We start from the raw sequence: 13,000 nt of genomic DNA on the forward strand, positions 1-13,000 counted from the left end.
ACAGACAGCCCTGAAGCAGAAACAAAACCCAAATAATTGTTCAAAAAATCGACTGAAACACAAAAAAATAAGGCCGGGAATATCCCGGCCTTATTTAATATTCATCTGCCATTACAGGCGAAAAAATTAGCGACTACGGAAGACAATGCGGCCTTTGCTCAGGTCGTACGGGGTCAGTTCAACAGTCACTTTGTCGCCCGTCAAAATGCGGATGTAGTTTTTGCGCATTTTACCGGAGATGTGCGCAGTTACCACGTGACCGTTTTCCAGCTCTACGCGAAACATGGTATTAGGCAACGTATCAAGTACGGTACCCTGCATTTCAATATTGTCTTCTTTGGCCATCTAATCCTCTGGGGTATCACTACCAAGTTTTGAACCGGCAAGATAATGCCGAAATTCATCAATTAAGTAAAGAATTGCGCGATTAAAACGCAGCAAAACAGTTTCGGCGCATTGCCCAAGCGTCACGGTACAACCGAACAGGAAGCGCATTCGTAAAGGGGAGACGACAGGATAAACGTCAGGACGTTATCTGAAGCGAGGGTCCCAAACGGCGGCGGGGCAACAGGCAGAAGCTACTCTGCGGCATAATTATAACACCCTCACAAAAAATATGCGGAAAACATTTAAGCATTGGGCATAAAGAGCGTTCTGGGGATCCAGAAGTCGCGCGGGAGCTTCTCCTGACGGCAGGCGTCCAGATGCTCGATATACTGTCGTCGCGGGATGTCAACTGCACCGAGAGAGGCCGTGTGCTCGTTGAGCACCTGACAATCGATCAGGCGTCCGCCGCGCTGGGCAAAGGCCTCGCAGAAGACCAGCAGCGCGGTTTTCGAGGCGTTAACCGCACGGGAGAACATCGATTCGCCGCAAAACAGCGTCCCTTGCGCCACGCCGTACATGCCTCCAACCAGTTCCCCCTTTTCCCAAACCTCAATGGAGTGGGCGTAGCCAAGCTCATGGAGCTGGTGGTAGGCGTTGACGATATCGCGGGTGATCCACGTCCCTTCATGGCGATCTTCGGCACAGCCTTCGATCACCTGCCCAAAGGCGTGATTCAGCGTGACGCGATATGGGGATTTAGCATGGAAACGCTTCATGCTGCGGCTCAGATGGAACTGCGCTGGCCACAGCACGGCGCGCGGGTCGGGAGACCACCATAAAATCGGGTCGCCGGGAGAAAACCACGGGAAGATGCCGCGCTGGTAGGCCATTAATAGCCGCGCAGGGCTAAGGTCACCGCCAAGGGCCAGCAGCCCGTTGGGCTCACGCAGCGCTCCCTCCGGCGAAGGAAACGCGATGTTATGACGAGAAAGCTGGACCAGGCGCATGACAGCAAAACTCCAGTACGCGAGTGAGGACGCTACAAATATAGTCTACAGACGCTGTTTGAACTGGTAGTAGCGACCCTGTTTCGCCAACAGCTCTGCGTGACTACCTTGCTCAATAATGTGTCCGTTGTCCATCACAATTATCCGATCAAAACTTGCCAGCCCGCGCAGACGGTGCGTCACCATCAGGACGGTTTTTCCTGCCATAACGTTTGCCAGTAAATCAAGGATTTGACTCTCGGTTGTCGCATCAAGCCCTTCTGTAGGTTCGTCGAGCAGCATCAGAGGTGCATCATGCAGCAGCGCGCGCGCAATGGCCAGACGGCGCAACTCTCCGCCGGAAAGCTGACGACCGCCTTCTCCCAGCCAGCTATTCAGTCCTTCGTCCTCAAGCAGCTTTTGCAGCCCGACCTGCTCCAGTACGGCGCGAAGATCATCGTCCGAAGCCTCTGGCGCGGCCAGCAGCAGGTTATCGCGCAGGGTGGCGCTAAACAGATGCACGCGCTGTGGAACAACGCTCACGGTCTTGCGCAGGGCCTGCTCGCTGAAATCAGTCAGCAACGTGTTATTAAAACGAATCTGACCGTGCTGTGGATCCCAGGCGCGGGTCAGCAGCTGCAGCAACGTCGACTTACCGCAGCCGGTACGGCCGAGGATCGCAATCCGTTGCCCTGCATTAACGGAAAGGTTGATACCCTCCAGCGCGTTCTGCGCCTGTTTGTCATAGGCGAAGGTCACGTTATCAAGCGTCAGCGCCACCTGCTCAGGCACGGTGGTTTGCCCGGCACTGAACGTGACTTCAGGCTCCTGTTCGGCAATCTGAGTGATGCGCAGGGCAGAGGCGATCACCTGTCCAAGATGCTGGAAAGCGCCCGTCACCGGGGCCAGTGCCTCAAATGCGGCCAGCGCGCAGAAAACAAAGAGGGCAATAAGAGGGCCTGGCTGGGTATTACCCCCAATCCCGCCGGATGCCAGCCACAGCATGGCGATCACCGCCACGCCGCCGATTAACACCATCAGCGCCTGCGAGAAGGCCGTCAGTTCCGACTGGCGGCGCTGGGCTTCATGCCAGTTCAGCTCCGTACTTTCCATTCGGGCACGGTAGCGCTTGCTGGCACCAAAAATGGTCAGCTCTGCCTGGCCCTGAAGCCAGGAGGTCAGCTGCTGGCGGTAATCCCCGCGCAGCCGCGTCAGGTTTTCCCCGGTGGATTTCCCGGCGCGATAAAACAGCGGCGGCAGAATGATAAGCGTCAGCAGCATGATCCCGCCCAGCGTCAGCGCAACGGGAACATCCAGAACGGACAGCCCCAGCGTAACTACCACAATCACCACAAACGCGCCCACAATCGGGGAGATCACCCTCAGGTAAAGGTGGTCCAGCGTGTCGACATCCGCAACGACACGGTTCAGTAATTCGCCCTGGCGAAAACGCGCCAGCCCGGCAGGGGAGAGGGGAAGCAGTTTACTGAAGGTGTAAATGCGCAGGTGCTGCAGGACACGGAACGTCGCGTCGTGGCTGACCAGCCGCTCGAAATAGCGTCCGGCAGTACGGGTAATGGCGGTACCCCGCACGCCTGCCGCCGGCAGCATATAGTTGAAGCTGTATAATCCGGCGAACCCGGCTACGGCGGAGGCCGACAGGAACCAGCCGGAAAGCGTGAGCAGGCCGATGCTGGCAAGCAGCGTGACAATCGCCAGCACGATCCCCAGCGTCAGCATCCACTTGTGGCGTTTATAGAGCGCAAGATAAGGCAGCAGAGCACGCATCAGATGTCCTCCTGACGGTTCGCCAGCAGGGCGGCGAACGGCCCCTGCGCGGCAACAAGAGCGGCGTAATTGCCTTGCTCAACAATATGACCGTTTTCCATCACCCAGATCTCATCCCAGTCAGCAATGCCTTCCAGCTGATGGGTAACCATCAGGGTGGTTTGCTGCAGGGAAGCGGCGCTCAGGGCCGCCATGACGCGCTGCTCGCTGTGTGAATCCAGGCTGGCAGCAGGCTCATCCAGCAGCATCAGCTGGCACGGGTTCAGCAGCGCACGGGCGACGGCCACGCGCTGTGCCTGGCCGACAGACAGCCCGGCAGACTGATCGCCTACCACGGTATCGACACCCTGCGGGAGCAGCGGCAGAAATTCACTGACCCACGCGCGGTCGAGAACGGACTGCAGTTCATCTTCACGAGCATCCGGGCGTGCCAGGAGCACGTTTTCGCGCAGCGTGGAAGCAGGTAGCTGAGGGTTTTGTCCGACCCAACTGAGCTGCTTACGCCAGGCGTCGGGATCGAGGTTACGCAGTTCAGTTTTGTTTATCCGCAGCGAACCGGTGTAGGCCATAAAACCGGATAACGCATTCAGCAGAGAACTCTTCCCTGAACCGCTGGTGCCGACCAGCACCACGCGTTTTCCGGCGGGCAGGCTAAAGTTCAGCGGGCCAGCCAACACTTTTCCTTCCGGCGAGAGAATGCAGAAATCGCTCGCGTCGACGGTTACCGGCTCTTTAGCGTTCAGCGCCACGTCACCACGCTCCGGGTGCGCCAGCGGTGTCTCCAGGAAGGTTTTCAGGCTGTCGGCCGCGCCAACGGCCTGCGCTTTGGCATGATAGAAGGTCCCCAGGTCGCGAAGCGGCTGGAAAAACTCCGGAGCCAGGATGAGCGCGAGGAAACCGGCAGAGAGGGTCACTGCAGTGCCGTAGTGGCCGAAATCCAGCGCGCCGAGATAGGAGAAACCGAAATAAACCGCCACGAGGGCAATCGACAGCGAGGTAAAGAATTCCAGCACGCCGGACGAGAGGAACGCCAGGCGTAACACTTCCATCGTGCGCTGGCGGAAGTCCTGTGATGCCAGGCGAATGTTCTCGGTTTCCGCTTCACCGCGACCAAAAATACGCAGGGTTTCCATCCCGCGCAGACGATCGAGGAAATGTCCGCTCAGCCGGCCCAGCGCCAGGAAATTTCGGCGGTTGGCATCAGCCGCCCCCATGCCGACCATCGCCATAAACAGCGGGATCAGCGGGGCGGTCCCCAGCAGGATCAGCGCCGCCACCCAGTTCACCGGGAAGATGGCAATAACAATCAACAGCGGCACAAAAACCGCCAGCGCCATCTGCGGAAGATAGCGCGCGTAGTAATCGTGCATATCGTCGATCTGCTCAAGGATCAGCGTCGCCCAGCTTCCGGCCGGCTTACCCTGGATCCACGCGGGCCCGGCTTCCTGCAGGCGGTCGAGCACCTGACGACGGATCTCGTAGCGGATATGCTGTCCGGCGTGGAAGCCGACACGTTCACGCAGCCACACCACCCAGGCGCGCAGGACAAAAACCAGGATCAGGACGATAAAGGGCAGCAGGAGCGCTTCGCGGGGAATGTTCTCCATGATCATGTGATTAAGAATGCGGGCCAGCAGCCATGCCTGGGCAACAATCAACAGACCGCTAACGAACCCCAGAAGACGGGAGATCGTAAGCCAGCGGCGGGAAATAACGCTTTGCTGTTTCAGCCAGCGTGTTAACTCTTGTTGACGGGTTTTTTCCATTGCGTATTTTGCAGGTGACGTTATAAGAAATTAGACATCTGCATGTTACACGCGAGCAAAAATAAAGGCGACCTGTGGCCGCCTTTATTTACGTTTGTTACTGACTTGTAAAGATTATTTACCTTGTTCAGCCAGTCCGTCGAGGTAGCGTTCAGCGTCCAGCGCGGCCATACAGCCGGTGCCCGCAGAGGTGATCGCCTGACGATAAATATGGTCCATCACGTCACCGGCAGCGAACACGCCCGGGATGCTGGTCTGGGTCGCGTTACCGTGAATGCCGGACTGCACTTTGATATAGCCGTTTTCCAGCTCCAGCTGGCCTTCGAAGATCGCGGTGTTCGGGCTGTGGCCGATTGCCACAAACAGGCCCGCCACTTCCAGCGTTTCGACGTTATCGGTGTTCTGGGTATCACGAATGCGCAGACCCGCAACGCCCATCTGATCGCCGGTGACTTCTTCCAGGGTACGGTTGGTGTGCAGCACGATGTTGCCGCTCGCCACTTTATCCATCAGGCGTTTAATGAGGATCTTCTCTGCGCGGAAGGTGTCACGACGGTGGATCAGATGCACCTCAGAGGCAATGTTCGCCAGGTACAGCGCTTCTTCCACCGCGGTGTTACCGCCGCCGATAACCGCGACTTTCTGGTTACGGTAGAAGAAACCGTCGCAGGTCGCACAGGCAGAGACGCCGCGGCCTTTGAACGCTTCTTCAGACGGCAGGCCCAGATAACGGGCAGAGGCGCCGGTGGCAATGATTAGCGCATCGCAGGTGTATTCACCGCTGTCACCCGTCAGGCGGAACGGACGGTTCTGCAAATCCACTTTATTAATGTGGTCGAACAGGATTTCGGTTTCGAATTTGGCGGCATGCTCGTGCATGCGTTCCATCAGCAGCGGCCCGGTCAGATCGTTCGGGTCGCCCGGCCAGTTTTCCACTTCCGTGGTGGTGGTCAACTGACCGCCTTTTTCCATGCCGGTGATCAGAACCGGCTGCAGGTTTGCGCGTGCAGCATAGACCGCCGCGGTATATCCCGCAGGTCCAGAACCAAGGATTAACAACTTACTGTGTTTGGTCGTGCCCATGAGATCCCCATTGTTGTTGGCAGGCAATGGGCTGGATTGTAGGGAATTTGTTGCCGTAAAAAAAGAGCACTGGGATTTTGCTTTCGATATATGCAATAGCTGCGCCCGATGAATACAGTGCCGTTACGTCACGTTTTCTACTGAAAACCGCTCGTTTATAAAGCAGTAAAATGAGGATTAATACCCCCCCGTAATGAATATCCGGCATCTTGTACTAAAAAACGATGTTTTGCTTTGACAATCCCCTGCGCATTTGCGAAAACATTCAAGGAAGAAAAAAAACCGCGTTAACCGTATGCCGCATAGGCATGCACGTAAATGCCATTTTTACCGTGTCAGTGAAATCTACGCATGGCGTGGACAGACGCCATACGTGATGTCGGTGACAGCCTTCGGGCAGCGGTCTTCTTACCAACAGAACCCGAATCCGCATCGCGTCTAATACATAACCAGGCGATGTGATGACTAACGGGTACAGGCTCTGAACAGTGATGTGCACAGGGTCCAGGCAGGAGTAGGGAAGGAATACAGAGAGACAATAATAATGGTAGATAGCAAGAAGCGCCCTGGCAAAGATCTCGACCGTATCGATCGTAACATTCTTAATGAATTGCAAAAGGATGGGCGTATTTCCAACGTCGAGCTTTCAAAACGTGTGGGACTTTCCCCGACGCCGTGCCTTGAGCGTGTGCGCCGACTGGAAAGACAGGGTTTTATTCAGGGCTATACGGCTCTGCTGAACCCGCATTATCTGGATGCCTCACTTCTGGTATTTGTTGAGATTACTCTGAATCGTGGTGCGCCGGATGTGTTTGAGCAATTTAACGCCGCTGTACAAAAACTTGAAGAAATTCAAGAGTGTCATCTGGTGTCCGGTGATTTCGACTACCTGTTGAAAACCCGTGTGCCTGATATGTCCGCCTACCGTAAGCTGCTGGGGGAAACCCTGCTGCGTCTGCCAGGCGTGAACGACACCCGTACCTATGTGGTGATGGAAGAGGTCAAACAGAGCAATCGTCTGGTTATTAAGACGCGCTAACACGGAACAGGTGCAAAATCAGCGTAGTTTGATTACACTCCTGTTAATCCATACAGCAACAGTGCCGGGGAGCCCCGGCGCTGTTGTCCGTTTTAGCAAACAGGCAGGATATGCCTGATACCTGGAGAGCCTTTCTTGAGCCAGGAATACACTGAAGACAAAGAAGTCACACTATCGAAGCTAAGCAGCGGACGTCGTCTCCTCGAGGCTTTGCTGATCGTTATTGCCCTTTTTGCCGTCTGGCTGATGGCAGCCTTACTCAGTTTCAACCCCTCCGATCCCAGCTGGTCGCAAACCGCGTGGCATGAGCCTATCCATAATTTAGGCGGCGTACCCGGAGCCTGGTTTGCGGACACGCTCTTTTTCATTTTCGGTGTGATGGCCTACACCATTCCCGTCATAATCATTGGCGGATGCTGGTTTGCATGGCGTCATCGTCAGAACGATGATTACATCGACTATTTTGCAGTTTCCCTGCGCCTGATTGGCGCCCTGGCGCTGATCCTCACCTCCTGCGGGCTGGCGGCGATTAATGCCGATGATATCTGGTACTTCGCCTCCGGTGGGGTGATTGGCAGCCTGCTGAGCTCTGCGCTACAGCCGATGCTTCACAGCAGCGGCGGTACGCTGGCGCTGCTCTGCATCTGGGCGGCCGGGCTGACGCTGTTTACCGGCTGGTCATGGGTGAGCATTGCCGAAAAGATCGGCAGCTTTATTCTTACGATCCTGACCTTCGCGAGCAACCGTACCCGCCGCGACGACACGTGGGTCGATGAAGAAGAATATGAAGATGAGTACGAAGAGGAAGACGATGCGCCGGTGCAACGTCGTGAATCTCGTCGTGCCCGTATTCTGCGCGGTGCCCTGGCGCGTCGCCAGCGCGTTGCTGAAAAATTTGCCAACCCGCTTGGACGTAAAACCGACGCGGCGCTCTTCTCCGGTAAGCGTATGGATGAAGACGAGCAGGTGGAGTACCGCGCAGCGGGTAGTGCAGTCGATCCTGATGATGTGCTTTTCTCCGGCAACCGTGCGATGCCGGGTGATTTCGATGAATACGATCCGCTGCTTAACGGCCATACCGTTACCGCGCCGGTTGCCGCGGCCGCAGCCGCAACGACAGCATCACAGGCGTATGCCGCGCCTGTCGAAGCCGTGATGCCATCCGCGCCGGTTCCGCCTCCGGAATCCGCTATTCAGCAGCCTCAGGTTGCCTGGCAGACCGCGCCGGGTGTCCACACGCCGGAGCCTGTTATCGCGCCGGAACCAGAGAGCTATATCCCCGTGCAGCAGGAGCAGTGGCAGCAGCCTTATCAGCCGCCGCAACCTGAGTATGAACAGCCGCACTATGAGCAGCCTGTGGCCCAGCCTTATCAGGAGTACGTGCCTGAACCGGTTGAACCTGTGCAGCCTTATGTCGAGCCTCAGCCTGAACCTGAGGTGGTGGAAGAGGTGAAACCGTCTCGTCCGCCAATGTACTATTTTGAAGAAGTTGAAGAACGCCGTGCTCGTGAGCGCGAACAGCTGGCGGCATGGTATCAGCCTGTGCCTGAACCGGTGCAGGAACCTGCGCCAAAAGCCCCGTCGGTTTCGGTTCCACCGGTCGACCCGACGCCTGCTGTTGCCCCCGTAACGGAAAGCGTGAAGCAGGCTACCGCAGCCGCAGCGGCGGCGGCACCTGTCTTTAGCCTGGCAACGGGCGGTGCGCCGCGTCCGCAGGTGAAAGAGGGAATTGGTCCGCAACTGCCTCGCCCTAACCGCGTCCGCGTTCCAACCCGTCGTGAGCTTGCCTCCTATGGGATCAAGCTGCCTTCCCAGCGGATGGCCGAAGAGAAAGCGCGTGGGACGGACTACGAAGATGATGCTGATGAAATGCAGCAGGACGAGCTGGCGCGCCAGTTCGCCGCGCAGCAGAATCAGCGCTACGGTGAAGACTATCAGCATGATGAACCGATGCTGGAAGACGAAGATGACGCGGCTGAAGCCGAATTAGCGCGTCAGTTTGCGGCAACCCAGCAGCAGCGTTACTCAGGTGAACAGCCAGCGGGTGCGAACCCGTTCTCATTATCGGATTTCGAGTTTTCGCCGATGAAAGATCTGGTGGATGATGGCCCGAGCGAGCCTCTGTTCACCCCAAGCGTGATGCCTGAAGCAGAGCCTGTGCGTCAGCCGCCAGCGCCGCAGGCACAGACTTCCGCGCAGCCGCAGCAACCTGTTCAGCAGCCGTATGCGCAACCGCAGCAGCCACAACAGCAGCCGCTGCAGTACCAGCAGCCAGCACCGCAGCCGCAGGAGAGCCTGATTCACCCGCTGCTTATGCGTAACGGTGATAGCCGTCCGCTGCAGCGTCCGAGCACGCCGCTGCCGTCGCTGGATCTGCTGACGCCGCCACCGGCTGAAGTCGAGCCGGTTGATACGTTTGCCCTGGAGCAGATGGCCCGTCTGGTGGAAGCCCGTCTGGCAGACTTCCGCATCAAGGCGGACGTGGTGAACTACTCACCGGGCCCGGTGATCACCCGCTTCGAGCTGAACCTGGCGCCGGGCGTCAAAGCCGCGCGTATTTCTAACCTCTCCCGCGACCTGGCGCGTTCTCTGTCGACCGTGGCGGTACGTGTGGTGGAAGTGATTCCGGGTAAACCGTACGTTGGCCTTGAGCTGCCGAACAAGAAACGTCAGACCGTTTACCTGCGTGAAGTGCTGGATAACACCAAGTTCCGCGATAACCCATCTCCGCTGACCGTGGTGTTGGGTAAAGATATCGCCGGCGACCCGGTAGTGGCAGACCTCGCGAAAATGCCTCACCTGCTGGTAGCGGGTACCACCGGTTCCGGTAAATCGGTCGGCGTGAACGCCATGATCCTGAGCATGCTCTACAAAGCGCAGCCTGAAGACGTGCGTTTCATCATGATCGACCCGAAAATGCTCGAACTGTCGGTCTACGAAGGCATTCCGCACCTGCTGACGGAAGTGGTCACCGACATGAAGGACGCCGCCAACGCCCTGCGCTGGAGCGTCAATGAAATGGAGCGTCGCTACAAGCTGATGTCTGCGCTGGGCGTGCGTAACCTGGCCGGTTATAACGAGAAGATCGCCGAGGCGGCGCGCATGGGTCGTCCGATTCCGGACCCATACTGGAAGCCGGGTGACAGCATGGATGCCCAGCATCCTGTGCTGGAGAAACTGCCTTATATCGTCGTGCTGGTGGATGAATTCGCCGACCTGATGATGACCGTCGGGAAGAAAGTGGAAGAGCTGATCGCGCGTCTGGCACAGAAAGCGCGTGCGGCAGGTATTCACCTGGTGCTGGCGACCCAGCGTCCGTCCGTGGACGTTATCACCGGTCTGATTAAGGCGAATATTCCGACCCGTATTGCGTTTACCGTTTCGAGCAAAATCGACTCCCGTACCATTCTTGACCAGGGCGGCGCTGAGTCGCTGCTGGGAATGGGTGACATGCTGTACTCCGGCCCGAACTCCACCTCTCCGGTGCGCGTACACGGCGCGTTTGTTCGCGACCAGGAAGTACACGCCGTGGTGCAGGACTGGAAGGCGCGCGGACGTCCGCAGTACGTTGACGGCATTACCTCCGACAGCGAAAGCGAAGGCGGCGGTGGTGGCTTTGACGGCGGCGAAGAGCTGGATCCGTTATTCGACCAGGCGGTTAATTTCGTTACTGAAAAACGCAAAGCGTCCATCTCTGGCGTGCAGCGTCAGTTCCGCATCGGCTATAACCGCGCGGCGCGCATCATCGAGCAGATGGAAGCGCAGGGCATTGTGAGCGAGCAGGGGCACAACGGTAACCGTGAGGTGCTGGCTCCGCCGCCGTTTGATTAACCTTCAGCGATTGCAAAGAAGGGTAAATCAGCAAAAATTAAGCATATTCTTCTGTCGCCTGCCTTCGGGCAGGTCCAGAATAGAAACGGAAACCCCATTTTCGGGAAGACGTATTTTAAGGAATAACAATGAAAAAAATCGCCATCGCCTGTGCATTACTCACCAGTTTTGTAGCCAGCAGCGTCTGGGCTGATGCAGCCAGCGACCTTAAAAGCCGACTGGATAAAGTAAGCAGCTTCCACGCCAGCTTCACGCAAAAAGTGACGGACGGCAGCGGCAACGCGGTGCAGGAAGGACAGGGTGATTTGTGGGTGAAACGCCCCAATCTGTTTAACTGGCATATGACCCAGCCGGATGAGAGCATCCTGGTTTCTGACGGTAAAACCCTGTGGTTCTTCAACCCGTTTGTTGAGCAGGCCACTGCGACCTGGCTGAAAGACGCGACCAGCAATACGCCGTTTATGCTGATCGCCCGCAACCAGACCAGCGACTGGCAGCAGTACAACATTAAACAGAACGGTGATGAATTTGTCCTGACGCCGAAAGGCAGCAACGGCAATCTGAAGCAGTTCACCATCAACGTAAGCACCAACGGTACCATTAATCAGTTCGGCGCGGTTGAGCAGGACGATCAGCGCAGCAGCTACCAGCTTAAGTCTCAGCAAAACGGCGCCGTTGACGCATCGAAATTCACCTTTACCCCGCCGCAGGGCGTAACGGTGGACGACCAACGCAATAAGTAAGAGGCGTGAGTGAGCAACCTGTCGCTCGATTTTTCAGATAATGCGTTTCAACCTCTGGCCGCCCGTATGCGGCCAGAAAATTTAGCGCAGTACATCGGTCAGCAGCATCTGCTGGCTGCGGGGAAACCCTTGCCGCGCGCTATTGAGGCGGGGCATCTGCACTCCATGATCCTCTGGGGGCCGCCCGGCACCGGAAAAACCACGCTCGCTGAAGTGATTGCCCGCTATGCCAACGCGGACGTTGAGCGTATCTCGGCGGTAACGTCTGGCGTGAAGGAGATCCGCGAGGCGATCGAGCGCGCGCGTCAGAACCGCAATGCCGGACGCCGCACCATTCTCTTTGTCGATGAAGTCCACCGCTTCAACAAGAGCCAGCAGGATGCTTTCCTGCCGCACATTGAGGACGGGACGATCTTCTTCATCGGCGCCACCACCGAAAACCCGTCGTTTGAACTCAACTCGGCGCTGCTGTCCCGCGCCCGCGTCTACCTGCTTAAATCCCTGACCACGGAAGATATCGAAAAGGTTCTGACCCAGGCAATGGACGACAAAGCGCGGGGTTACGGCGGGCAGGATATCGTTCTGCCTGACGACACGCGACGTGCGATTGCGGAGCTGGTCAACGGCGATGCGCGCCGCGCGCTGAACACGCTCGAAATGATGGCCGATATGGCAGAAATGGACGATGCGGGCAAGCGCGTATTGAAGCCTGAACTGCTCACCGAAATTGCCGGCGAGCGCAGCGCGCGTTTCGATAATAAAGGCGACCGTTTCTACGACCTGATCTCGGCGCTGCATAAGTCGGTGCGCGGCAGCGCGCCGGATGCGGCGCTCTACTGGTACGCACGTATCATTACCGCAGGTGGCGATCCGCTATACGTTGCGCGCCGCTGTCTGGCGATTGCGTCAGAAGATGTTGGCAATGCTGACCCGCGCGCCATGCAGGTTGCGCTTTCAGCCTGGGACTGCTTCACCCGCGTAGGCCCGGCGGAAGGCGAACGCGCCATTGCGCAGGCGATTGTCTATCTGGCCTGCGCGCCGAAAAGCAATGCGGTCTATACCGCGTTCAAAGCGGCGATGTCGGATGCGCGCGAGCGCCCGGACTACGATGTGCCGGTTCATCTGCGCAATGCGCCAACCAAACTGATGAAAGAGATGGGTTACGGGCAGGAGTATCGCTACGCCCATGATGAGCCTAACGCCTACGCCGCCGGGGAGGAATATTTCCCGCAGGAGATGGCACAAACGCGCTATTATCATCCCACAAACAGAGGTCTTGAAGGCAAGATTGGTGAAAAGCTCACCTGGCTCGCCGGACAGGATCAAAATAGCCCTATAAAACGCTACCGTTAGTTCAATCGTTGCGGTAATGTTGGCAATTGTATCCTTGTGACCGCAGGCTGTGGTCACATTTCCTATTTTAATTCGATAAGCACA

At 57.3% G+C, this 13,000-nt stretch carries 9 protein-coding genes; 4 read left to right on the forward strand and 5 right to left on the reverse strand.

The genetic code is table 11. The features are described from left to right. Positions 1 to 126: 126 nt before the first annotated feature. The 5 genes from infA to trxB form a co-directional block, all read right to left on the reverse strand. The gene (infA, locus tag IM299_RS09050; protein WP_002211347.1) at positions 127 to 345 is read right to left on the reverse strand and encodes a translation initiation factor IF-1; all 219 of its coding nucleotides are present in this window, start codon (positions 343 to 345) and stop codon (positions 127 to 129) included. 284 nt (positions 346 to 629) lie between these two features. Continuing rightward, positions 630 to 1,334, reverse strand: coding sequence for a leucyl/phenylalanyl-tRNA--protein transferase (aat, locus tag IM299_RS09055; protein WP_041910636.1), 705 nt, complete (start codon positions 1,332 to 1,334; stop codon positions 630 to 632). 45 nt (positions 1,335 to 1,379) lie between these two features. Next, positions 1,380 to 3,101, reverse strand: a complete 1,722-nt coding sequence (gene cydC, locus IM299_RS09060; RefSeq protein ID WP_047362713.1) for a cysteine/glutathione ABC transporter ATP-binding protein/permease CydC — start codon at positions 3,099 to 3,101, stop codon at positions 1,380 to 1,382. Beyond that, positions 3,101 to 4,867 carry a cysteine/glutathione ABC transporter permease/ATP-binding protein CydD gene (gene cydD, locus IM299_RS09065; RefSeq protein ID WP_028012554.1) on the reverse strand — a complete coding sequence of 589 codons (1,767 nt, stop codon included), beginning with the start codon at positions 4,865 to 4,867 and terminating at the stop codon, positions 3,101 to 3,103. Before cydD ends, cydC begins: the two co-directional genes overlap by 1 nt. 114 nt (positions 4,868 to 4,981) lie before the next feature. Continuing rightward, positions 4,982 to 5,950: a thioredoxin-disulfide reductase gene (gene trxB / locus IM299_RS09070; protein WP_028012555.1), complete on the reverse strand. Its 969-nt coding sequence runs from the start codon at positions 5,948 to 5,950 to the stop codon at positions 4,982 to 4,984. Between the two features lie 544 nt (positions 5,951 to 6,494). Between trxB and lrp the strand changes: the two genes are divergently transcribed. The 4 genes from lrp (at position 6,495) to rarA (ending at position 12,916) form a co-directional block, all read left to right on the forward strand. Beyond that, on the forward strand, positions 6,495 to 6,989 hold the full coding sequence (lrp, locus tag IM299_RS09075; protein ID WP_000228469.1) for a leucine-responsive transcriptional regulator Lrp: 495 nt from the start codon (positions 6,495 to 6,497) through the stop codon (positions 6,987 to 6,989). Positions 6,990 to 7,124: 135 nt separating this feature from the next. Next, a complete protein-coding gene (locus IM299_RS09080; protein ID WP_193357364.1) occupies positions 7,125 to 10,820 on the forward strand; it encodes a DNA translocase FtsK 4TM domain-containing protein in 3,696 nt (1,231 codons plus the stop codon). 128 nt (positions 10,821 to 10,948) lie between these two features. Further along, the gene (lolA, locus tag IM299_RS09085) at positions 10,949 to 11,563 is read left to right on the forward strand and encodes an outer membrane lipoprotein chaperone LolA (protein ID WP_028012557.1); all 615 of its coding nucleotides are present in this window, start codon (positions 10,949 to 10,951) and stop codon (positions 11,561 to 11,563) included. Positions 11,564 to 11,572: 9 nt separating this feature from the next. Beyond that, entirely contained in the window at positions 11,573 to 12,916 is a 1,344-nt protein-coding gene (gene rarA / locus IM299_RS09090) for a replication-associated recombination protein RarA (protein ID WP_041910631.1), read from the forward strand. Positions 12,917 to 13,000: the final 84 nt, after the last annotated feature.

This window comes from Enterobacter cloacae complex sp. P47BA, assembly GCF_014930485.1.
GTDB classification, from domain to species: domain Bacteria; phylum Pseudomonadota; class Gammaproteobacteria; order Enterobacterales; family Enterobacteriaceae; genus Enterobacter; species Enterobacter bugandensis.